The following is a 24,681-nucleotide window of genomic DNA, read 5'->3' on the forward strand; positions in this document are numbered from 1 at the left end:
TACTCAGCAGTGCTGCTTTTCTACTATAAGGTATTAACTATTTTTGTATTACATTGTATTGCCTTGTAATACATCTTGTTTTTCAACATTCGACATGCGGAAAAAATTGTATAATGTTTCCGCCGTCTTATAGTTCATAGAATCGACCTTAGCTAATTCATCTATACTGGCTTTTTTCATGGCCTCTAAGCTATTGAAATGAGCCCATAAAGCCTTACGTCGTTTAGGACCAATACCATCAATGTGATCGAGTACGGATTCTAAGTTACGTTTGCCCCGCAATTTACGATGATAGGTAATAGCAAATCGATGGGCTTCATCACGAATTTGTTGTAATAATTGCAACTCTGGTGAATGATGACTCAAAATGATGCTATCCGATTGCCCCTCTACAAAGACCTCTTCTATCCGTTTTGCCAAGGATATGACTGGCACATCTATAACACCTACGGCGCGTATGAGCGGTATAGATGCATTGAGCTGCCCCTTACCACCATCGATAATAATGAGGTCTGGCATAGGCCAATCCGTTTCATTACCATAGCGGCGTTCCATGATTTCTGCCATCGATTTAAAGTCATCTGGCTTTCCCTGTGTAGTCTTTAATTTAAAGCGTCTATATTCCTTCTTAGCTGGCTTGCCGCCTTCAAATACAACCATGGAGGCTACGGTTTCAGAGCCTTGTGTATGGGAAATATCAAAACACTCCATACGCTCTGGTAATCGAGGTAAATCGAGGACCTCCGCCAATTTCTTAACGGCACCGCCACTCTTATCGATTTGGTATTGCCATTGGCGGCGACGTTCTTCAAGGAATGTTTCAGCATTTTCATGAGCCATTTTAATCATGTCCATCTTATAACCACGTTGAGGCACAAGGACATCGACCTGTTGGCCCTTCATGTCACTGAACCAATCCTTAAATAGATGTTGCTCAGAACTTTCCATAGGCAATAATAGCTCTTTAGGAATAAAGGTAGTATCCCCATAGTACTGCTTAATAAAATCAGTCATAATGGTTTCTTCCGAGTCACCTTCATTTTGCACGAAGTAATTTTCTCGGCCTAATAGACGGCCACCTCGAATAAAGAGTAGTTGTACACATGCCAATTGACCATCTACAGCTATCCCCAGTACATCTAGATCACCACGTTGCGTTACCATCCGCTGTTTTTCTTGAATTTTCTCAATGCTCGTCAATTGGTCTCGATAACGTGCTGCATCTTCAAATCGAAGCTCTTCCGCAGCTTCTTCCATCTTTTCCTTAATTTCTTTAAGCAATGGGATTGGTTTTCCCTCAAAGAGCGCTATAATTTCATCGATATATTTGCGGTAATCCGGTACTGATATCTTATGAAAGCATGGCGCTTCACAATAGTGCATATGATATTGCAAACAAGGGCGTTCTACCTTCATCGATTTACAGGTACGCAATGGAAAATACTGACGAATCAACTTGAGGACTACATGAACGGCTGTTACATCAGTAAAGGGCCCAAAATATTTAGCCCCATCACGCTCAAGGCGACGTGTCATATATACGCGAGGATAGTCTTCTTGAACAGAGATTTTAACATAAGGATACGTCTTATCGTCCTTAAGGGAAATATTGTATTTCGGCTTATGTTCTTTGATAAGCGTATTTTCTAATATGAGGGCTTCCATTTCCGTCTTTGTTTGAATAATCTCTACATCGACGGCACGCTTCATCATCGCCGTTACCTTAGGCGCCCGATTCGCATCATTACGCACATAGGATCGCACGCGATTACGTAAATTAATCGCTTTACCCACATAGATGATGCGGTTATATTGATCACGCCATAAATAAACCCCTGGTGTGGTCGGTAAATGGCTAACCTTTTCTAATAACTCTTCAGACGGCATATATCCTCCTTTCTTCGTCAATTCTCCATACCATTATAATTAATACTTCATTGTCGCAACCATGCAAGGCAGTGCCATACAAATTATTTCTTTTTCTTTGCAGCATTCATAAATGTATTAGTCTGTTCTAATACAGGACCTAAGAATTTTCCTGTATAACTTTCTTTCACCTTTGCAATCTGTTCCGGTGTACCGGTAGCCACGATGGTACCACCGCGGTTACCACCTTCAGGACCTAGATCAATAATATAATCAGCCGTTTTGATAACATCTAGATTATGCTCAATTACGATAACTGTATCGCCACCATCTACCAGTTTCTGCAATACATCTAAAAGCTTTCTAATATCTTCTGCATGAAGGCCTGTTGTAGGTTCATCAAGGATATATAATGTTTTACCTGTACTACGACGTGCTAGTTCTGTGGCCAATTTAACCCGTTGTGCTTCACCACCAGATAATGTGGTTGCCGCTTGGCCTAAACGAATATAGCCAAGACCAACCTCTTGCAACGTTACCATTTTCTTATAAATTTTAGGGATAGCACTAAAGAATTCTACTGCATCATCTACGGTCATATCTAACACATCGGCAATAGATTTGCCCTTATATTTAACCTCTAGTGTTTCCCGGTTGTAGCGAGCCCCTTTGCAGACCTCACAAGGCACGTACACATCTGGTAAGAAATGCATTTCAATTTTGATGATACCATCACCACGACAAGCTTCGCAGCGGCCACCTTTTACATTGAAACTAAAACGCCCTTGTTTATACCCGCGCATCTTAGCCTCTGGTGTTTGGCTATATAATTCACGAATTGCATCGAATACGCCTGTATACGTAGCAGGGTTAGAGCGAGGTGTACGGCCTATAGGGCTTTGATCAATATTGATGATTTTATCGATATGCTCAAGACCGCGAATTTCTTTATGGGCCCCCACCTTGTGATACGAACGATACAACTGATTAGCTAGCCCTTTATATAAGATTTCATTGATTAAGGTAGACTTACCAGAACCGCTAACACCTGTAACAACTGTAAATAGTCCAATTGGGAATTTCACATTAATATTTTGTAGATTATTTTCTTTGGCACCTCGAATTTCGATGCAGTTTTTACCAGGTTTACGTCGTTCGTCAGGAAGAGCTATAAACTTGCGGCCGCTCAAATATTGACCGGTAATGGAGTCTTTCACCTGCATAACCTCATCTACAGTCCCTGCTGCAATGACTTGACCACCATGCTCGCCCGCACCTGGTCCAATGTCTACAAGGTAATCTGCAGCGCGCATCGTATCCTCATCATGTTCTACAACGAGCAGTGTATTACCAAGATCACGCAACCCTTTTAAGGTATCGATAAGTCGATCATTATCCCGTTGGTGTAGACCGATGGATGGCTCGTCAAGAATATACAACACACCAACAAGACCAGAACCAATTTGCGTTGCTAACCGAATACGCTGTGCTTCACCACCGGATAAGGTGCCTGCACTCCGATTCATAGTAAGGTAATCAAGGCCTACATTATTGAGGAAGCCTAGTCGTGCATTAATCTCCTTCAAAATTTGAGCCCCAATCACTTGTTCTCTGTCAGTTAACTGCAAATGACTAAAGAAATCTAACGCCTCTTTAATCGTCAACTGGGTTACTTCATTAATGTTCTTATCCCCTACGGTAATCGCTAATACCTCGGGTTTAAGACGGGCGCCATGGCATGTAGTACATGGTTTAATGGACATGAATTTTTCAAATTCTTCGCGCATAGAATCGGTAGATGCTTCGCTATGGCGGCGTTTCACCATCGGCAAAATACCTTCGTATTCGGTGAAAAATTCCTTTTCTTCACCGCGCATATTTTCATAGGTGAAAGCCACTTTGTCCGTAGTACCGTACATGACCTTTTTCTGTAATGCCTTAGGCAATTCATCATAGGAAGAGTCTAAGGAATGTCCATTAGCTTTCAATAGACCTTCTAGCTGACGCATAAACCATGCATTAGGATTAGAGCTCAACGCCTGTACACAACCATCGGCAAAACTAATAGAGCCATCTGGAATGACGCGTTCTTCATCAACCTCCATGGTAGAGCCAATACCCAAACAAGCGGGGCATGCCCCAAAGGGACTATTGAAAGAGAACATACGGGGCTCAATTTTTGGCAATGAAATATGACAATCAGGGCATGCAAAGTTCTGACTATACATATGCTCTGGGCCATCGACCTCTTGAACAATAACGATACCTTCTGCCCATTTAGAAGCCGTTTCCATAGAGTCTGCTAAACGGGATTCAATGCCTTCTTTGACAACGAGACGGTCTACAACAATATCGATGGAATGTTTTTTATTTTTCTCTAATACAATATCCTCATCCATCGTGTGTACCACACCATCAACGCGAGCACGGACAAAACCCTCTTTTCGAAGTTGTTCAAAGACGGATTTATGTTCCCCTTTTTTTCCTTGAATCATAGGTGCTAAGATTAAAATCTTTGTCCCTTCAGGAAAGCTCATTACATCATCTGTCATTTGTTGAATGGTTTGTTGCGTAATGGGTTTACCACACTCTGGACAATGAGCATGTCCAACACGGGCAAATAATAGACGTAAATAGTCGTAAATCTCCGTTACCGTACCAACTGTAGAACGAGGATTTCGGCTTGTAGTCTTTTGGTCGATAGAAATGGCTGGAGATAAACCTTCAATATAATCTACATCAGGCTTATCCATTTGTCCCAAAAATTGACGAGCATAGGCCGACAGTGATTCTACATACCGTCGTTGACCTTCTGCGTAAATCGTATCGAAAGCAAGAGACGATTTACCGGATCCACTTAAACCAGTTAAGACAATGAACTTGTCTCGCGGTAGTGAAATATCTATATTTTTAAGGTTATGCTGACGTGCACCTTTTACAATCAATTGATCTTTCATATATGTACCTTTTTACTTTTCGGTGATTGTTTCTTAGAATTTTTTCGTGGTTTTTTTAACTTACTTTCACCGACACTATGCATATCGGACCATTGTTGACGAAGTTCGCCCAATTGGTCACGTAATTTAGCAGCCTTTTCAAATTCCAACTGTTTAGCAGCCGCCTTCATTTGACGGTCAAGCTCTTCAATCTTGTTATATAGTTCTTCCGCCGTAATCTCTGCTACCTTAGTAGCATCTGCATCTTGAGCATATGGTTCGTGGCCATGGTCCATTCCAGCTGCAGAGGACTTCTTTTTCCCCTTCTTTGGTGAAAGCCCTTTGCCATCGGTGACCATATCTTCTTCAATTTTAGTGAGCTCAATAAGCTCTTTCACATCTTTAGATACAGATTTTGGCGTAATATGATGTTCAATATTATATGCCTCTTGTACTGCACGACGACGATCTGTTTCGTCCATAGCGCGTTGCATAGAACCTGTTACACGGTCAGCATACATAATAACATGACCATTCACATTACGCGCTGCACGACCGATAGTTTGAATCATAGCTGTATCAGAGCGTAAGAAACCTTCCTTATCCGCATCTAAAATAGCCACCAAGGAAACCTCTGGCATATCGAGGCCTTCGCGGAGCAAGTTGATACCGACTAATACATCGAATACACCGGCCCGCAAATCACGAATGATTTCAGCCCGCTCGATGGTAACGATATCCGAGTGAAGGTAACGAACACGAACACCCATTTCCTTCAAGAATTCCGTTAAATCTTCAGCCATCTTCTTCGTCAATGTCGTGACGAGAACCCGTTCATTCTTAGTGGCGCGCTTATGAATCTCACCGAGTAAATCATCCATTTGCCCCTTAATAGGACGAATTTCAATGGATGGATCGAGTAGCCCTGTAGGACGAATGATTTGCTCTGCCACATTCGTTTCTACTTCCATTTCATACGGTCCTGGCGTTGCTGATACATACACGATTTGATTGATTCGTTCTACAAACTCATCAAATTTCAATGGTCGATTGTCGAGAGCTGACGGCAAACGGAAACCATATTCGATAAGAGATTCTTTACGCGCTCTATCCCCATTGTACATGGCGCGAACCTGAGGAATGGTTACATGCGATTCATCTACCATGATGAGGAAATCATCAGGGAAGTAGTCTATCAATGTATATGGTGCTTCCCCTGCTTTACGCTCCGACATATGGCGGGAATAGTTTTCGATGCCTGAGCAGTAGCCCATTTCTTGCATCATTTCTATATCATAACGGGTGCGCTGTTCAAGACGTTGCGCCTCGAGCAGACGATCTTCTGCTTTCAGTTTTGCCAACTGCTCATCAAGTTCTGCCTCAATGCGCTCTACCGCAATTTTCATTTTTTCTTTTGTTGTAACATAGTGAGATGCAGGATAGACCGCAACATGTTTGCGCTCTGCAATGACTTCTCCCGTTAATGCATCCACCTCAACAAGACGGTCGATTTCATCGCCGAATAGTTCCACCCGAATGGCTCTTTCACTATAGGCAGCAGGGAAAATTTCTATGGTGTCCCCTTGTACGCGGAATGTACCGCGAATAAAATTCATATCATTACGCGTATATTGGATATCTACGAGTTTAGACAGAATTTCATCACGAGATTTCGTCTGACCTAATCGCAAGGACAATACGAGATCAGAATAGTCCTCCGGATCACCTAAGCCATAAATACAGCTAACAGAAGCAACGATGATAACGTCTCGGCGCTCAAATAAACTCATGGTAGCACTATGACGCAATTTATCGATTTCATCATTAATAGATGCATCCTTCTCGATGTACGTATCGCTAGAAGGGATATACGCTTCTGGTTGATAAAAATCGTAGTAAGATACAAAGTATTCTACCGCATTATTAGGAAAGAAACTTTTAAACTCGCTGCAAAGTTGAGCAGCCAATGTTTTATTATGGGCGATAATCAAGGTCGGTTTCTGAACCGCCTCGATGACCTTTGCCATGGTAAAGGTTTTTCCTGTACCAGTTGCACCTAATAGAACTTGAGCCCATTCGCCACGCTCAATCCCGTCTGTAAGAGATTGAATGGCTGTAGGTTGGTCCCCAGTAGGCGTAAAGGGCGCCTCCACTTTAAATGGTTGGCCCCCTTCATAGTTATAGCTATTATGTTTCATTACTGTTCATCCTGATGTTTACGGATAGCCTTGAGTTCTTCCTCTGACAAACGACGACCTGCATTTTCAGCTTGGTTTAATGTATCCTCACCTTCTAACACTTCGATGAGCATAGCAATGGAGAAGCGATCTAATGTAGGCGTGGTCTTTTGAATTTCATCGGCCATCATCCAATCTGATTCAGTATAGTTATTAATACGATCTGTAATTTCTTCCCAGTTTGAAAGTAGTAATCTCGTAATAGGACGATATAATTCAATACCGAAATACTCAATTAAGCTAACGATTTTTTCCATGTTTTCTAGGCTTACATTACATTCATTTTTTTTATTTTCAGATTCTACATATTCAAGTAAGAATTCCCGGTTATATTTATTTGTCACCTTGAATCATTCCTTTATTAAATAGTGCATTGGCAAATTCTTTTGCATTAAATGGACGTAAATCATCCATGCCTTCACCAACGCCAATCCAACGTACAGGTACGCCTAGTTCTTCTTTAATAGAAATAACTACGCCACCTTTCGCAGTACCATCTAATTTAGTAACTACAATACCATTAACAGGTACGGCTTGACCAAATAATTTAGCTTGGCTTACCGCATTTTGACCTGTAGTGCCATCGAGAACGAGCAATGTTTGATGCGGAGCACCCTCTACATGATTGTTCGCTACGCGGCCCATTTTTTTAAGTTCTTCCATAAGATTTACTTTTGTATGAAGACGACCAGCCGTATCGACAATTACCATGTCTGCATTACGTGACTTTGCGGCTTCCATCGCATCATATACAACGGCAGCAGGGTCTGCACCTTCCTTATGTTTAACGATAGGTACGCCTACGCGGTCAGCCCAGATGGATAATTGGTCCGCCGCCGCCGCACGGAATGTATCTCCAGCAGCGATGATAACCTTTTTACCTTCCTTAGTATAGTAGTTTGCCAATTTAGCAATAGTTGTAGTCTTACCCACACCATTAACACCAACAACCAGGATAACCTCTGGGTGGTGAAGTGTGATTTCATCCTCTTGGTCAACTAACATTTCTGTGATGCGGTCTTCCATGAATGGCATTACATCACCAGTATTGTTAATAACACCTTCTGTAACACCACGGCGGATTTCCTTCATCAAATACTCTGTAGTCTTAGGACCTAAATCGCTAGTGAGCATGACCGCTTCTAAATCATCAAGAAAATCATCATCGATTTCTGCATAACCAATGATCACTGTTTCTACATTTTTTACAAAGGACTTACGAGTTTTTTCTAAGCCCTCTTTAATTTTATTAAAGAATCCAAATGCCATTATGCTAGATCCTCCTTCACATCTTCAAATGAAACCGTTAACAATCGAGATACACCGCGTTCCACCATGGTAACCCCTTGTAATACTTCGGCAGCTTCCATCGTTTTCTTACGATGTGATACGACGATAAACTGTGTTTCCTTATTTACCCGATTCAAATAAGAACTAAATCGCTCTACATTTGCTTCATCCAAAGCAGCATCAACTTCGTCAAGCACACAGAAAGGAGCCGGACGATAGTCGAGAAATGAGAATAATAAGGCTATAACCGTTAATGCTCTTTCTCCACCAGATAATAATGTCAATTGCTGACGTTTTTTTCCTGGTGGTTGAATGTAGAAATCAATACCACCAGTCAAGATATTTTCTGGGTCGGTAAGTACGATTTGAGCCGTACCGCCACCAAATAATTGACTGAATACATGTTGGAACTGCTTACCTACCACATCTAATACATCATAGAGTTGCGTGCTCATGGCCTTATCCATTTCAGCGATAACTGCCTGTAATTGCTCTTTTGCCGTATCGAGATCTGCTAATTGATTCGATAAGAAATCATACCGAGTTTTCGTCTCTTCATACTCTTCTACAGCATTAGGATTTACAGATCCAAGTTCTGCGATTTCTGCCATTAAACGAGCTTGTTCCATTTTCCAATCATTCACAGAGCCGGCAATATTTATATGCTGTGCATCTTCCAATGAATAGCCTAATTCATTCAAATTCTCTATAGCACGATCACAATCCATACGATAACGCGTCAATTTACCTTCTGCTTCAACTAGACGATTTTGAACCACCTTATACCGTTGGTTGAGTCGGTCTTGTTCGGCTAAAATTGATTCAATCTCCTCCCGTGCACCAGCAGTCGATTGATACGCTTCATCACGTAAAGCGCGAAATTTTTCAACCTCTCCACGAATCGCTTCAAGAGACTCATTAGCAACTCGAATTTGTTCAGGAATCACAACATTCAAACGCTCTTCACTAGAGTGTAATAACTCCATGAGAGGTTCTAAGCGAGATGCTATGGTTTCCAAATTTTGCTTTCGTTGCTCTTGTTGTACCTTACGTTCTTCTATAGTGCTTTCTAAACGTTCACAAAACAATCTAGAGGCTGTAAAAGCTTCATATGCCTCTTGCTGTGCCTTTTGCAGCGTACTTAATCGTTCCATAATTGCCGATTGATCACCTTGTTGTTCAGGTGAATTATGTAACGCTGACAATTCCGATTCAGATTGTAAAAGCACATGTTTTGTTTGTCCCATGTCCACGTCAATTTGAACGATACGTTCCTGTTCATCATGAAGCACACGCTTTTTACGTTCTAATTGATTTTCAATATTCTGAATCTTCGCTTGACTGGCCGAAAACAAAAGATTGGTATGTTGATATTGTTCATCCAACACACTTCGCTCACGTTGCGCTCGTTCAATATGATTTTCTTCATCCTTAATTTGTTGTTCCAGCTTAGCCGTACGCTCTTCCACGGAGGCTAATTCTGCCTCTAAACGAGCTGCTTCTTCACGACGACTTAACAAGGAACTGCGTTTTTTCTTCGTTGCACCACCAGTTAAGGAACCACCTGGTTGGAATTGTTCCCCCGTCAATGTAACGATACGTAACTGCTGATTATATTTCTTTTGTAACGCAATAGCCCGTTCCATTGTTTCTACAACTAATGTACGGCCCAACAAGTATTGGAAAATATGATTATAGGCAGCATCGAATTCAATACAGTCGACAGCTGTCCCAATGACACCATCTTCCGACAATGCAGGAGTATCATAAGGTCGCCCTTTTACAGAATCCATCGGCAAGAAGGTAACGCGACCCCCTTGTATTGATTTAAGGAATTGAACGCCTTCTGATGCGGCTTTAGCTGTCGTTGTCACAACATGATTAACACTACCACCTAATGCGATTTCGATGGCAACAGTAAATCGGTTATCTACGGTAAATAAATCACCTACCGCCCCTTTAATCGCTTCACGCCATGGGCCCTTACCGTTAAGGATGTTTTTAGTACCTTCTAAGTAACCTTCATGTTGTTCTGCCCATTGTGCTAATAATTCTAATCGCCCCTGTGCCTTTTGCACATCGCTACTCATGCGATTTAATGCCTTTCGGGCTTCTCGCAATCGTTCTGATGCAGACCGTTCTTCATCAACTAAAGACTTCCGTTTATTAGATAACTCATTAAATTGAGTTTCTAAGGATTCATGTTCAGATTTCGCTGCCGATAAATTGGATTGAACCTCTTTAATTTCCGCTTCTAATGTTTCTACTTGAATAGCGGACTCAGATTTACGAGATTCTAAATTTCGCAATGTAGCCTTCGCTGTTTCAATACTAGCAACTAAATCTAATTGACGCTGTTGAAAGGCTTGTCTGTCGCTTTCTAAGGACTTCCATGATGATTGCTCCGCCTCTAATTGAGCAATGGCCTTATTATAATTTTCCTCTAAAACTACGAATTGAGTACGTTCAGATTCTAATTGAGCCGTTTCATCCTCAATAAGGCGATCTAAAATAAGCAATTGCTGCTCTTCACCTTTTTTAGACGCTTCTGATTCGCTAATACGCAGAGACGTATCTTCTACTTCGCGCTTAGTTGTACGCAACTGTTCTTCTAGTAGTGTTACAGTACCATTGATGCGTTCTTCTTCCCGTTGTTTGTCGCTAAACTGTGCTTCCCAAGATTTTAATTGTTCTTGATCCTTTGCATTTTCAGCTTGTAATGTATGACGCCGTGCATCGAGGGTAGATAATTGCGTTTGTAGTTCAATTTCTTCATCCTTCAATGCAATATTGTCATTTTCTGCACGGGTTAATAATCTATCAGCCGTCTTGTAATTATGAAAGCCGATAACACCATCATATTCGCGTTTACTACGGCTTAATGCCATATATTTTTTCGTCGTTTCCGCTTTTTCTGCCAGAGGTCCTAATTGTTCCTCGATGGTCGCCATAATATCGCGAACGCGTTCCATATTCCGGTCAGTGCTCGCAATACGACGCAATGCATCTTCTTTATTAATTTTAAAACGAGAAATGCCTGCAACGTCTTCAAATATAAGGCGCCGTTCTTCTGGTTTACTATTAAGAATAGCATCGATACGATTTTGCCCAATGATAGCCATCGAATCTTTGCCAAGGCCTGTATCAGCTAATAACAAGTGAATATCCTTTAGACGGCAGGTCCGTTTATTAATGAGGAACTCACTTTCACCTGTCCGATAGATACGACGTGTAATGGCTACCTCTTGCATATCCACATCGAGTTGACCATCTGCATTATCAAATACAAGGGTAACCTCGGCAGCACTCATCGGTTTACGTTTTTCTGTGCCTGAGAAAATGATATCCTCTGCACGTTGGCCCCGTAAATTACGCACATTGGATTCCCCTAGAACCCATTTCATAGCATCCGTAATATTACTTTTACCACTCCCGTTAGGACCAATAACGGCAGTCATCCCTGGGGAGAATTTTACAACTGTTTTATCAGCAAAGGATTTAAATCCTTTTAATTCTAGCCGCAGTAATTGCATGACTGCCTCCTTTCTTAGTATAATCCCATTAAATCATATCTTTAATTATACCACATATACCATGCCATCTATACTGCATTGTACTGTATCAATATCATTATTTTCTCGCCATGTGAAAGTTACATGTTCATATGCTCGTTCGAAATATGTAACATTGCGTTTTTTTAATCCCCTTACCTTAGACGTAAGACATCGTGGATAGGATATCGTAATGGTACGAATTGGATTTCTAAAATATTCTGTATGCTCATTGATACAATATGCTATGCGCTGCTTCCACTGCTCATTAGTCACTAGTTCTCCCATGGCAGGCTCATAAGGACCTGCCAAAAGACTAGTACCTGTATCGAGTTCTTCAGTGCTTTGCAATCCAGTCCGAATAACAGTAATATGATGCGATTCAAACCAAGTCTTTAAAAACGCACAATACTGTAATGCTAATTCCAATGATAATGGCTCATATATACCTGACTTGAATTGTTCTGCCAATTCCGTATAATCTATGACGAGAACGGGATAAATACGTACAAAATCAGGCTGCAATGCAGTTATTTCAACAGCTGTTTGTATTATCGTTTCCCATGAATCGCCTAAAAGCCCCGGCAATAGTTGTAGTCCTACGGTAAATCCAAACTTTCGTAATTGTTTAACAGCCAATTTTACATCATTAGAGGTATGACCGCGTTTAGCTAAGGATAGTACGGTATCATCCATAGATTGTACGCCGAGTTCTATGGTCTTCATACCAAATGAACGCAGTAATTCTAATTGTCTATCACTTACGGAATCAGGCCTTGTAGAACAACGAATACCATCTATAATACCTGCTTGTAGCGCTTCATTAGCAGGTGCTAATAATTGTTTTTGTAATTCTTGATCAATAGCGGAAAAGGAGCCTCCATAAAAACAAACCTCCCAATATTTATCCGCTCTAGACTCGCCTACATAATCTCTAATGGTCGATGTAATATATGCTGGAGTCAAATACCCTATGCCTGATATTTCTGTAATACGAGACTGATTACAAAATGTACACACATGAGGACAGCCCACATGAGGGATAAAAAATGGAATCATACCATATTTCATGAATATACCTCCTCCCTATTCCTATTTACGATTCTAATTACATACATTTCGATTTTAATGTTCTCATATTAATAGTTCCTATATAAAAAGCGCCTTGCGGCGCTTATTATATAGCAGCCATTAACCGTTCTAATGTCAATTGTGCTGCATGTTGTTCTGCTATTTTTTTACTTTTACCAGTACCTGCCTCATAGGTAATCCCATCGATGGATACCTCCATCATAAAAGTCTTAGCATGATCAGGACCCGACTCACTAATAAGACTATACACTATATGTTTATCACCATCACGTTGTACAAATTCTTGTAACAATGTCTTATAATCTTTACCACGCTTACCTTCTAATGCTTGCTTAAGATTAGGAGCTAACTGATGAAGAACAAAGTCCATTACTGTTTTATAGTCAGTCGTTATATATAACGCACCAATCAATGATTCAAATGTATCAGCTAATATGGATTTTCTATCACTACCACCAGAGGACTTTTCCCCATGACCCAGTAATAAATAATCACCTAAATGCAATGTACGACTAACGGTAGCTAATGAATCTTCGCAAACTGTAGCCGCCTTAATTTTAGTCAAATTACCTTCAGACATATCGGGATATGTTGTAAATAAATATTCACCAATAATTAAATCCAATACAGCATCACCAAGAAACTCTAAGCGTTGGTTATGATGAATATGCTTAGATTTATGTTCATTCGCATAAGATGTATGAGTAAAAGCACAATCTAAAATCGAGATATCAATATTCGGTATATGTAAACGACTAACAAGCTCATGAAGAGAATCTTCACGAGCTTGTGTCATTATAGTATTCTTATGCGATACGTGACGCCCCATTAGTCTTCATAACGGCGAACACAAAGTGTACCGTTATGACCACCAAAGCCAAAGGAGTTGGAAAGAGCTGCTGTAACATGTAAATCACGAGCACCTTCACGTACATAATCAAGGTCTAAACCTTCATCTGGATTATCACAGTTAATTGTTGGATGAACCTTACCTGTTTCGATTGCCATTGCCATTACAATAGTTTCAATCGCACCAGCAGCGCCCAACAAGTGACCGGTCATAGATTTTGTAGAGTTAACAGCGATATCTTTTGCATGGTCGCCGAACAATTCTTTAATAGCCAATGTTTCGTTTTTATCATTCAAGCCTGTAGATGTACCGTGAGCATTGATATAGTTAATTTCTTTAGGGTCAATACCTGCATCTTTAATTGCTAATTCCATACATTTACGAGCTTGTACACCACCAGGAGCTGGAGCTGTAATATGATAAGCATCGCCATTAGTGCCATAGCCTACTACTTCTGCGTAGATATGAGCACCACGAGCTTTAGCGTGTTCTAATTCTTCAAGTACAACGATACCTGCACCTTCACCCATTACGAAACCGTCACGGTCCTTATCAAATGGACGAGATGCTTTTGTAGGCTCATCATTGCGTGTAGACATAGCTTTCATAGCCGCGAAGCCAGCTACAGCAGCAGGGGAAACAGCAGCTTCAGTACCACCTGCAAACATGATGTCTGCATCACCACGTTGAATAATGCGGAATGCATCACCAATTGCATTAGTACCAGAAGTACAAGCTGTCACGTCTGTAATAACAGGACCTTTCAAACCTAGGCGAATGGATACACGTGCAGAAGACATATTTGCAATCATCATAGGAACTGCAAATGGGCTAACACGACCAGGACCTTTTTCAAATAATGTTGTATACACATCATGGATAGAATCAATACCGCCAATACCAGTACCAACTACTGTACCACAACGGTCCAAATCTTCTTCATCAAGTGCTAATTTTGCATCATCAGCTGCCAAAACAGCTGCACCAATTGCAAATTCAACGGAACGGTCCATACGGCGAGCTTCTTTTTTATCTACGCCATATTGAGTAATATCAAAATCTTTTACTTCACCTGCAATGCGTGTTGCATAGTCAGATGCATCAAAGCGTGTAATTGGGCCAATACCAGATTTACCCTCTAACAACGCATTGTAGAAATTCTCTTTACCGATACCTACCGGAGTAATCGCTCCTAAGCCAGTAATTACTACACGTTTTTCCAATTATTCCACCTCTTATAGCTATATAGCCCCTTTAATTAATCGATTTCTGCTACTTGTTGTTTTAACTGTGCAAAAATATCTTTAACTGGCATAATCTTATCGACTTTTCGCATATTATTGCCAGAGAATACTAACCCCGTTTCCACATCACCTTGTTGCGCTCTAGATAAAGCACGGATAATACAGAATTTATGGGAACAATGTTTTAAACAATTGTCACATACTGTTGGTGGCGCTACAGTGCCATCAAGAACAGATTCAGCAAATTTATTTTTAATAGCTTGGCCTGGTAAACCTACTGGACTTTGAATCAATACAATATCCTCAGGATTTGTAGCACGCACATACATTTTTTTCAATTCATCAGATGCATTACATTCATCAGAAGCAGCAAAGCGACTGCCCATTTGAACACCATTAGCACCCAATTTAAACATATCCACGATATCTTTACCATCTAAAACACCACCAGCTGCAATAACTGGAATATTTTTAACGGCTGCTACAACTTCTGGTACGATTTCACGAGCAGAACGATCCGTTCCCAAGTGACCACCAGCTTCGCTACCTTCTACGATAACTGCAGCGGCACCTAAACCTTCAGAAATGCGCGCTAATTTTGCAGAAGAAACAATAGGTACGATTGGAGTACCAGACTCTTTACCCATTGCGAACATATCTCTTGAAAAACCGGCACCTGCCACTACAAGATCAATGCCCTCTTCGATGGCAGTTTTTACAAGGCCCGCAAATTGCGTTGCTGCTACCATCGCATTTATACCAATAATACCCGTAGGTGATAATTTTCTAGCTAATTGTATTTCATATCTTAATTCATCAAAAGGCAATCCAGATGCTGCAATAAGGCCAATACCACCTTCATTTGCAACGGCTGCTGCCAACCGAGCTGTAGACAATCTAATCGCCATACCACCTTGAATAATAGGTACTTTGGCCACTAGATTCCCAATGCGAAGTTCAGGGAGCTTCACTATCAATTCCTCCTGTAAACAATACCGATTAGGGGAGCCACTCGGCCCCCCGCACGGCTGAATTGTCAGCTATACAGCTTATTTAGCAGAATCAATATATTCTACTGTATCCTTAACGGTTTTGATTTTTTCTGCAACGTCGTCAGGGATTTCAACATTGAATTCTTCTTCAAATGCCATGATCAATTCAACGATATCCAAGGAGTCAGCGCCTAAGTCGTCGATGAATGTAGAATCAATGGTAACTTCAGCTTCATCAACGCCTAATTGTTCCACAACGATTGCTTTAACTTTATCGAAAGTGCTCATTAGTGGTTCACCTCCTTTCAAATGAGATTTATATATAGTCTAATTTTGTAACTACATTACCATGCCGCCATCTACATTGATGACTTGACCTGTAATATAGCTAGCAAAATCACTAGCAAGGAATGTTGTTACGGCAGCCACTTCTTCAGCTTTAGCCATACGGCCCAACGGAATTTGTGTTACCATAGCTTCTTTCACCTTTTCAGGCAATACATCTGTCATATCAGTATTGATAAAGCCAGGTGCGATTGCATTAACTGTGATACCACGGCTAGCTAACTCTTTTGCACAAGATTTAGTAAAACCAATTACACCAGCTTTAGAAGCCGCATAGTTAGCTTGACCAGCATTACCCATCAAACCAACAACAGAAGTCATGTTAATAATATGACCAGCACGTTGTTTCATCATAATTTTGGATACTGCTTTTGTTACCAAATATACACCTTTAAGGTTGATATCGATAACGGCATCAAAGTCTTCATCTTTCATACGCATAAGCAAACCATCACGAGTGATACCTGCATTATTTACTAAAATATCGATGTGACCAAATGTTTTATGCGTTTCTTCAACCATTGCTGCTACTTCTTCAGCATTTGCAACATTGGCTTTAATTTTAATCGCTTTGCGACCCAATGCTAAGATAGCGTCTACTGTTTCTTGAGCAGCAGCTTCACTGCCACTATAGTTAACAGCAACATCAGCACCAGATTGTGCAAGTTGAATAGCAACGGCGCGACCGATACCACGAGAGGCGCCAGTTACGAGAGCTACTTTACCCTCTAAGTGCATTTTATCGAACCCCCTTTAAAAATTCAAGCGTTTTCTCTAAGGATGGAATGTCTTCTACATTAGCTAATTCCATTTCTTTATTAATCTTTTTAGTGAAACCTGTTAATACTTTGCCAGGACCAACTTCTACAAAGCGAGTTACACCGAAGTTAACCATTTCTGCAACACAATCTTCCCACAATACAGGATTAGCTGCTTGTGTTACTAAAGATTCTTTAATGTCACTAGCATTTGTCAAAATTTTGCCGGTTACATTAGCTACTACTGGAATCTTAGCATCGTTAACTTGGATCTTATCTAATTCTTCTTTTAAACGAAGCGCTGCAGGTTCCATAAGACGACTATGGAATGGAGCACTTACAGGAAGCATTACTGCACGTTTTGCACCGGCTTCTTTCATTTTTTCAGCTGCTGTTTCTACGGCAGCTGTTTCACCAGCGATTACGATTTGACCAGGGCAGTTAAAGTTTACAGCTTGTACAGAACCAACTGTATCATTAACTTGTTGGCAAATTTCAACAACTTGTTCTCTTGGCAATGCTAGAATAGCTGCCATAGCACCCTTGCCCAATGGTACAGCTTCTTGCATATATTCACCACGTTTATGAACTACATACACAGCATCCTTAAAATCAAGAACACCGGCAGCGACTAACGCACTATATTCACCTAAGCTATGACCACCTACGATATCTGGTGTAAAGCCTTGTTCTTTCAACACTTCATAGCAAGCTACGGAAGCAGTTAAAATAGCTGGTTGTGTATTAGCAGTCTTAACCAATTCTGTATCAGGGCCTTCGAAGCATAATTTAGAAATAGAATAGCCCAATGCTTCATCAGCTTCTTCAAAACGTTGTTTAACAATAGGGTATGCATTATACAAATCTTGTAACATGCCTACTTTTTGGGATCCTTGACCTGGAAATACAAATGCAGTTTTCATAGGATGGCCTCCTTATTTGCCAAAAGTTTGTAGATTTTTAATCACTGTTTCAGCTTCTGTCATAATGTCTGTAATGATTTCTTTACAAGGTTTCACATCGTGTAGCATACCTGCGATTTGACCAATCATAACGGAACCTTCTTTTACATCACCTTCAATAGCAGCTTTACGAAGTGTACCTGCGCCAAGATTTTCTAATTCTTCCTTGGAACCACCACTAAATTCAAGATTTTTATATTTATGTGCTAATTGATTCTCGATAATTCGAACTGGATGACCTGTTGTAAGACCAGTCATAACAGTAGAACGATCTTTTGCTTTCAATACAGCGTTTTTATAGTTTTCATGAGCAATACATTCTTCAGATAGGACAAAACGTGTACCCATTTGAACTGCATGAGCACCTAGTGCAAACGCAGCTGCTACGCCACGGCCATCTGCAATACCACCAGCAGCAATAACTGGAACATCGACAGCATCTACAACTTGTGGTAACAATGCCATTGTTGTAATATCCCCAACATGGCCACCTGATTCAGTACCTTCTGCAATAATCGCATCAATACCACCACGAAGTAAACGTTTCGCTAAAAGAACGGATGCAACTACAGGAATAACCTTTGTGCCAATTTCTTTCAAAGCTGGGATATATACACCAGGATTACCCGCACCAGTTGTAATAACAGGAACTCGTTCTTCAACAACGACTTCCATAACTTCTTTTACAAAAGGAGACATCAACATAATATTACAACCAAATGGTTTATTAGTACGTTCTTTAACTTTGTGAATTTCGTTGCGGAAAATATCAGGAGGCATATGTCCTGCACCAATTATGCCAAGACCACCTGCTTCAGATACTGCAGACGCAAGTTCAGCCGTTCCTAACCAAGCCATACCACCTTGAAAGATAGGATACTCAATCTGTAACAAATCACAAATATCAGTCTTAATCATCTTGATGCTTCCTCCTTAATACCATTTCAAGACGAGGCTAGCCCAGGTAAGGCCAGCACCAAATCCTGCAAGTGCTACATTATCACCGCGTTTTAAGCAACCTTCTCGGTTTGCTTCATCCAACGCAATGGCCACTGATGCAGCAGATGTATTACCATACTTATGTAAATTTACAAACACCTTTTCTTTTGGCATATGTAAACGCTTAGCGGCTGAATCAATAATACGAATATTAGCTTGATGTGGGATAAAATAATCTAACTCATCTAAATTCATATTAGCTCGTTCTAGAGATTTCAACGCTGTTTTTCCCATTGTTTTAACAGCAAATTTATATACTTCTGGACCATCCATATGAATGAAAGTCAAGCCTTCTTCTATACGTTGGTCATTAGCTAAAACAGCTGTACCACCAGCTGGTATACACAATGCAGAACCGCCAGTACCATCAGCGCCTAAGTCGACCCCTTTGATACCATAACCTTCTGGAACTTCAGAAACTACGGCAGCACCTGCACCATCACCAAATAGAATACAAGTTCCGCGATCTTTCCAGTTAACGCGACGAGACAAAATTTCTGCGCCTACAACGAGAACATTTTTAAATAATCCAGAAGCGATATAGCTTTGAGCAGTTATCAACCCATACACAAATCCGGAGCATGCAGCTTGTAAATCATAAGCTGCTGCATTTTTCGCACCAAGATTTGCTTGCAACATACATGCGGCAGAAGGAATCACCATATCTGGTGTCAATGTAGCAAAGATAATCATATCGATATCTTCTACATCGAGCTTAGCCATTTGAAGTGCTTTTTTTGCAGCTTCAGTTGCCATATAGGATGTATTCATACCTTCTGGTGCAATGCGTCTTTCTTCAATGCCTGTACGTTCTCTGATCCATTGGTCACTTGTATCGACCATTTTCTCTAAATCAAAGTTAGTCACCACATTATCAGGAAGGAAGCTACCTGTACCAATAATACCGACAGGTTTATTCATCATACTCATATTTTACGGCTCCTTCAATTTCCATTGTTTCTCGAATATGTTCAATTATTTTGCGTTCTACTAAATCGGCTGCAATGGTAATAGCAGTCTTAATTTCTTTAGCCTTTGAACTGCCATGAGCAATCATAAACACACCATTTACACCAAGTAATGGAGCACCACCATTTTCAGTGTGGTCCACCTTCTTGGCCATTGGTTTCAACGCTGGTTTGATAAGCAATGCCCCAATTTTAGCTAATATTCCGCCATTCATGATGCTGTCTTTAATGAGCTGTGTCAAACCAGTTACAAGACCTTCTGCAAATTTAAGAATTACATTGCCTACAAAACCATCGCAAACGACAACGTCTACGGTTCCTTTCGGAATATCGCGGCCTTCTACATTTCCTTTAAAATTGATTGTTTTCATATTTTCCAAGATAGGATATGTAGCAAGCACAACTTCATTACCTTTAGTTGCTTCTTCACCAATATTTAAAAGGCCTACCGTAGGATTTTCTTTGCCAAGTAAAAGTTTCGCATACTCAGCCCCCATCAATGCACCTTGTACAAGATGTTTTGGTTTACTATTTGAATTCGCACCGGAATCCAACATAACGGTTATACCGTTTACAGTCGGCATTGGCGTAGCAATAACAGGTCTATCAATGCCCTTGATACGACCTAGTCCGAACAATGCGGCTGCTACAGCAGCACCTGTACTACCTGGTGCAATAACAGCTTCACATTCTTTACTTCTAACCAAAGATGTAGCCACCACAACAGATGCATCCTTTTTCTTGCGCAATGCTTGGCCAGGATGCTCATCCATTCCGATTACTTGACTCGCATGATACACAGAAATGCGAGGATTATTTGTTTCATTATTGTCTTCTAAAATTTTGAATATTTGAGTTTTATCGCCTACGAGAACAACATCAATATGTTCCGTTTCTCGCACTGCTTCCAAGGCGCCTAAGACGATTTCCAAGGGAGCAAAATCACCACCCATGGCGTCAATTGCAATTTTCATATACTACACCCGATTCTCCACAGACTCCATGATAAATTTAGCTCTAAATACTTCTTTTATTTTATCTCTAATTATAACCCAAATAAAGTATTTATCTCCACGACGACGAACAATTTCTGCTTTCGCCACCAAATTAGTACCAGACTCTACTGGATTTTTATATTTAATATTCCCCACCTCTGCAGAGCAAAGGGTTGAACCCATAACTAGCTTGGCCAAGGAATTTGCTTGAGCATACAAATACTGTGGATCAATATAACCAAAACGATCTTCCATGTCTGGCGTCGTATGTAACATGGATAAAGCTTGTTTTCCTTCTGTTACATCGATGAGTTCGCCTACAATTTCATGCTGTATTGGTTCCGGTTGCTCATCCTGAGCATGTTCAGTAGCCATCGCCTTAATACGCTCACGCAATTCAGGAATTCCCAATTCTAATCGATCGAGTCGAATTGTAGGTACACTGACACCAAAGTGCGATGCCAACTCTTCATCAGTAAGAAAAGGCGTAATATTCAGTTTTTCTGTTAACTGTTTCTGTCTTTCTTGCTTCTTCAACCTACTCATGGGACCACCTTTTATGACCTAGTATTAATATTACATCTTAAGTATATATAATAATTCCCATATTGGCAAGGTTTTTCGCATATATAGTGATATATTTTATGGTAATATACTAAATATTGTCGTTATTTTAAAATTAATTAATACTTTATAGGAGATATTAATATAAAGCATACATTAATCAACAACTATCCATTTTTGGGCAGTAAAAAACACCTACACAAATGTGTAGGTGTTTTACACGCTCAATTAGGCTTTTGCAACTACTTGTTCACCTTTATAGTGACCACATGTAGGGCAAACACGATGAGGCATCATAGGTTCGTGGCATTGTGGACATGCTACATAACCAGGAGCTTCTAATTTCCAGTTTGCACGACGACGATCGCGACGGCATTTGGATAATCTACGCTTAGGTACTGCCATTATCTGCACCTCCTTAGTACAATCATTAGGATAGTCTATCATCTTTCTCATCAAGCAAAGCACGTAACTCTGCGAATCGAGGATCCACCACAAAGGATTCACAAGAACAAGGTGAAACATTCAAATTTGCTCCGCAATGAACGCACAATCCTTTGCAATCATCCTGACATAACACTTGAGAGGGCTCATTGATGATTAATGTATCCCGAATCAGTTCGGTTAAGTCAATTTCCTCTCCGTTAAAAGGAATCACATCTTCATCGGCATCTCGAGAATCACTAAAGATTTCCTCGAAGGAATCGTTACGCTCATGTTCCGTAGTCGTTAAACAACGAGAACATTCGTAATCACCTTTAGAATTAATCGAACCTTGAACGATGTAGTTTTGACCATCAAACCAAAACTCACCACTAATAGTTATATCATGACGGCTCCAAGGAAAAGCAACTACGTCACTACCAAGTTCTTCACTCGGCATCGTATAGCTATAAGGAAATTTCTTTCCTATATGTTCTTTTGCTTGCTCTACTTGCAGTTTCATAATCTTACCTCGACTTATAATATTATAAACATGACAGTGTGCTTTGTCAAATAAAAAAGGCTATCTCAATATTGCTTAAGATAGCCTTTCTAATGTATCAATTACATTTTTTCGAATTGATCTTTGCCAACGCCACAGATAGGGCAAACATAATCAGCTGGTTGATCTTCGAATTTAACGCCTTCTACAGCTTCGTCATAAACCCAACCGCATACTACGCATACGTATTTTTCCATGTCTATTTCCTCCTTCACTTGAGATTATATTAATGTGTTCATATCGTTAAGATACTTTATCTGTAATATAGTATAGCAAAGACATCGAAACTTTTCAATACTCATTTTCCATTTTTCTACTAAATTTTCAATATCCTCTGAAAGCTGACTATTATTACTTTCATACGTAATTTTATAATGAAATCTATTATCAATTAGATTTTTATGATATACTATTTACTAGAAATATATAGTGGTATACTAAATATTCGCCACATAAGTAGATTTTATTATCTTATATATAACTATATTATAGGAGGATTCATGAGAACAAAACTGACTGAATTACTAAATATCGAATACCCTATCATCCAAGGTGCTATGGCATGGGTTTCTGAGGCTACATTAGTTGCAGCTGTAGCTAACGCTGGCGCTACAGGTGTTATCGCCTTAGGCGGTCGCGATGCAGAATGGACTCGCAATGAGATTCGCGCATGCAAAGAACTAACAGATAAACCTTTTGGTGTAAATTTAATGCTTATGGCCCCAAATAAAGATGAATTAGTAGATGTTATCATCGCAGAAAAACCTGCATTTGTAACACTTGGCGCTGGCAACCCTACCCCATATATTAAGCCATTCCAAGAAGCGGGTATCAAGGTCATTCCTGTTGTACCTTCCTTGAAATTAGCAAAACGCATTCAAGATGCTGGTGCCGATGCTATCGTCGTAGAAGGTATGGAGGCTGGTGGTCACATCGGTTCTCAAACGACAATGTCTTTGATGGAAAACATTCTACCAGAAATCACTATTCCTGTTGTTGTGGCTGGTTCCATCGTTGATGGTCGTGGTTTGGCAGCAGCTTTATTGATGGGTGCTGAAGGTGTACAAATGGGCTCCCGTTTCTTACTTGCCGAAGAATGTAAAGCTCATCAAAATATGAAAGAAGCAATTATCAAAGCCACAGATACTGACTCCGTTGTAACAGGTCTTCTCTCCGGTCACGGTGGTGTACGTAGCTTGCGCAGTGATTTTACTGACCGTTATATTGCAGCAGAAACTGATGGCGTTACAACAAAAGAAGAACGCAGCAAAATGTCCCAAGGTACAAATAAATTAGCTGCTATCGATGGCGACGTTGTCAATGGTGCTGTACAAGTAGGCCAAGCGCTTAATAGACTTAATGAAATTGAACCAGCTCAAACTATTGTACACTCTGTTATTAATGAAGCTATTATGGCAATCCGTAAAGCACAACGCTTTATCGAAGTAATTTAATAGGAGGTCCTATGTTACCTTATCATGGAAAGTATCCAAAATTAGATCCAAAATCTTGTGTTATGCCTGGTGCTGAACTAGCCGGCGATGTAGAGTTGAAAGAATTTGCCTCCATCTGGCAAAACTGTGCACTTCGTGGCGATGTTAATAAAATTGTAGTAGGTCGTTATTCCAACGTACAAGATAACTCTGTGCTTCACGTCGATGATGATGAGGCTTGTATACTTGGCGACTATGTAACCATAGGTCATGGCGCTATTGTTCATGCGTCTACCATCGAGGATAATGTACTCGTTGGCATGGGGGCTATCGTACTAAGTGGTTGTCATATCGGTACTGGCTCTATCATTGCAGCCGGTGCAGTGGTAAAAGAAAACACTACAATTCCTCCCTATTCTTTAGTCGTTGGTATTCCTGCACGCATCGTACGTACTGATGAATCCCAAGTTGAAAGAATCCACAATCAAGCATTAAAATATAAACACCTTTGGACTGTAGAATATGGTATGCTACCAGATTGTGGTGGCGAAGAATACGACAAAAGTGCCAAAATTGTATAACTACAATGTAAAAAATAAGGTTTTCTATAAATA

General features: G+C 40.4%; 22 protein-coding genes. 2 read left to right on the forward strand and 20 right to left on the reverse strand.

The window, feature by feature from the left end:
* Positions 1–48 precede the first annotated feature (48 nt).
* The 20 genes from uvrC to O3598_RS02270 form a co-directional block, all read right to left on the reverse strand.
* Positions 49–1,887 (reverse strand): excinuclease ABC subunit UvrC, encoded by a 1,839-nt coding sequence (gene uvrC, locus O3598_RS02175; protein WP_371451599.1) that lies wholly within the window; start codon positions 1,885–1,887, stop codon positions 49–51.
* Positions 1,888–1,970: 83 nt separating this feature from the next.
* Positions 1,971–4,823, reverse strand: coding sequence for an excinuclease ABC subunit UvrA (gene uvrA, locus O3598_RS02180; protein ID WP_371451600.1), 2,853 nt, complete (start codon positions 4,821–4,823; stop codon positions 1,971–1,973).
* Positions 4,820–7,000, reverse strand: coding sequence for an excinuclease ABC subunit UvrB (uvrB, locus tag O3598_RS02185; RefSeq protein WP_371451601.1), 2,181 nt, complete (start codon positions 6,998–7,000; stop codon positions 4,820–4,822). Before uvrB ends, uvrA begins: the two co-directional genes overlap by 4 nt.
* The gene (locus tag O3598_RS02190; RefSeq protein ID WP_005380954.1) at positions 7,000–7,383 is read right to left on the reverse strand and encodes a hypothetical protein; all 384 of its coding nucleotides are present in this window, start codon (positions 7,381–7,383) and stop codon (positions 7,000–7,002) included. The genes uvrB and O3598_RS02190 overlap by 1 nt, the downstream gene beginning before the upstream one ends.
* The gene (gene ftsY / locus O3598_RS02195) at positions 7,373–8,308 is read right to left on the reverse strand and encodes a signal recognition particle-docking protein FtsY (RefSeq protein WP_371451603.1); all 936 of its coding nucleotides are present in this window, start codon (positions 8,306–8,308) and stop codon (positions 7,373–7,375) included. Before ftsY ends, O3598_RS02190 begins: the two co-directional genes overlap by 11 nt.
* Positions 8,308–11,862 (reverse strand): chromosome segregation protein SMC, encoded by a 3,555-nt coding sequence (gene smc, locus O3598_RS02200; protein ID WP_371451605.1) that lies wholly within the window; start codon positions 11,860–11,862, stop codon positions 8,308–8,310. The genes ftsY and smc overlap by 1 nt, the downstream gene beginning before the upstream one ends.
* Positions 11,863–11,907: 45 nt before the next feature.
* Complete coding sequence (locus tag O3598_RS02205) at positions 11,908–12,951, reverse strand: elongator complex protein 3 (RefSeq protein WP_371451607.1); 1,044 nt, start codon at positions 12,949–12,951, stop codon at positions 11,908–11,910.
* A 106-nt stretch (positions 12,952–13,057) separates the two neighbouring features.
* A complete protein-coding gene (rnc, locus tag O3598_RS02210) occupies positions 13,058–13,801 on the reverse strand; it encodes a ribonuclease III (RefSeq protein ID WP_005376738.1) in 744 nt (247 codons plus the stop codon).
* Entirely contained in the window at positions 13,801–15,045 is a 1,245-nt protein-coding gene (gene fabF / locus O3598_RS02215) for a beta-ketoacyl-ACP synthase II (RefSeq protein WP_005380883.1), read from the reverse strand. The genes rnc and fabF overlap by 1 nt, the downstream gene beginning before the upstream one ends.
* Positions 15,046–15,080: 35 nt before the next feature.
* Positions 15,081–16,037 (reverse strand): NAD(P)H-dependent flavin oxidoreductase, encoded by a 957-nt coding sequence (locus O3598_RS02220; protein WP_005376890.1) that lies wholly within the window; start codon positions 16,035–16,037, stop codon positions 15,081–15,083.
* Positions 16,038–16,115: 78 nt separating this feature from the next.
* Positions 16,116–16,346, reverse strand: coding sequence for an acyl carrier protein (locus tag O3598_RS02225; RefSeq protein ID WP_005376767.1), 231 nt, complete (start codon positions 16,344–16,346; stop codon positions 16,116–16,118).
* Positions 16,347–16,397: 51 nt separating this feature from the next.
* A complete protein-coding gene (gene fabG / locus O3598_RS02230) occupies positions 16,398–17,141 on the reverse strand; it encodes a 3-oxoacyl-[acyl-carrier-protein] reductase (RefSeq protein WP_005376748.1) in 744 nt (247 codons plus the stop codon).
* A 1-nt stretch (position 17,142) separates the two neighbouring features.
* Positions 17,143–18,084: an ACP S-malonyltransferase gene (gene fabD / locus O3598_RS02235; protein ID WP_005376799.1), complete on the reverse strand. Its 942-nt coding sequence runs from the start codon at positions 18,082–18,084 to the stop codon at positions 17,143–17,145.
* Between the two features lie 12 nt (positions 18,085–18,096).
* Positions 18,097–19,041, reverse strand: a complete 945-nt coding sequence (gene fabK, locus O3598_RS02240; RefSeq protein WP_005380823.1) for an enoyl-[acyl-carrier-protein] reductase FabK — start codon at positions 19,039–19,041, stop codon at positions 18,097–18,099.
* Positions 19,042–19,056: 15 nt separating this feature from the next.
* A complete protein-coding gene (locus O3598_RS02245) occupies positions 19,057–20,052 on the reverse strand; it encodes a beta-ketoacyl-ACP synthase III (RefSeq protein WP_270523895.1) in 996 nt (331 codons plus the stop codon).
* Positions 20,036–21,064 (reverse strand): phosphate acyltransferase PlsX, encoded by a 1,029-nt coding sequence (plsX, locus tag O3598_RS02250; protein WP_005380855.1) that lies wholly within the window; start codon positions 21,062–21,064, stop codon positions 20,036–20,038. Before plsX ends, O3598_RS02245 begins: the two co-directional genes overlap by 17 nt.
* A 3-nt stretch (positions 21,065–21,067) precedes the next feature.
* Complete coding sequence (gene fapR / locus O3598_RS02255) at positions 21,068–21,631, reverse strand: transcription factor FapR (protein WP_005381039.1); 564 nt, start codon at positions 21,629–21,631, stop codon at positions 21,068–21,070.
* Positions 21,632–21,877: 246 nt separating this feature from the next.
* Complete coding sequence (gene rpmF, locus O3598_RS02260) at positions 21,878–22,054, reverse strand: 50S ribosomal protein L32 (RefSeq protein WP_005376859.1); 177 nt, start codon at positions 22,052–22,054, stop codon at positions 21,878–21,880.
* A gap of 25 nt (positions 22,055–22,079) precedes the next feature.
* On the reverse strand, positions 22,080–22,595 hold the full coding sequence (locus tag O3598_RS02265; protein ID WP_005376813.1) for a YceD family protein: 516 nt from the start codon (positions 22,593–22,595) through the stop codon (positions 22,080–22,082).
* A 101-nt stretch (positions 22,596–22,696) separates the two neighbouring features.
* Positions 22,697–22,831 (reverse strand): rubredoxin, encoded by a 135-nt coding sequence (locus O3598_RS02270; protein ID WP_004693422.1) that lies wholly within the window; start codon positions 22,829–22,831, stop codon positions 22,697–22,699.
* A gap of 303 nt (positions 22,832–23,134) precedes the next feature.
* Between O3598_RS02270 and O3598_RS02275 the strand changes: the two genes are divergently transcribed.
* Together O3598_RS02275 and O3598_RS02280 are read left to right on the forward strand one after the other, a co-directional pair.
* Complete coding sequence (locus O3598_RS02275; RefSeq protein WP_005380851.1) at positions 23,135–24,088, forward strand: nitronate monooxygenase; 954 nt, start codon at positions 23,135–23,137, stop codon at positions 24,086–24,088.
* 11 nt (positions 24,089–24,099) lie between these two features.
* Positions 24,100–24,648: a gamma carbonic anhydrase family protein gene (locus tag O3598_RS02280; RefSeq protein WP_005376783.1), complete on the forward strand. Its 549-nt coding sequence runs from the start codon at positions 24,100–24,102 to the stop codon at positions 24,646–24,648.
* Positions 24,649–24,681 lie beyond the last annotated feature (33 nt).

It is taken from the genome of Veillonella atypica, from assembly GCF_041431435.1.
Classification (GTDB): domain Bacteria; phylum Bacillota; class Negativicutes; order Veillonellales; family Veillonellaceae; genus Veillonella; species Veillonella atypica.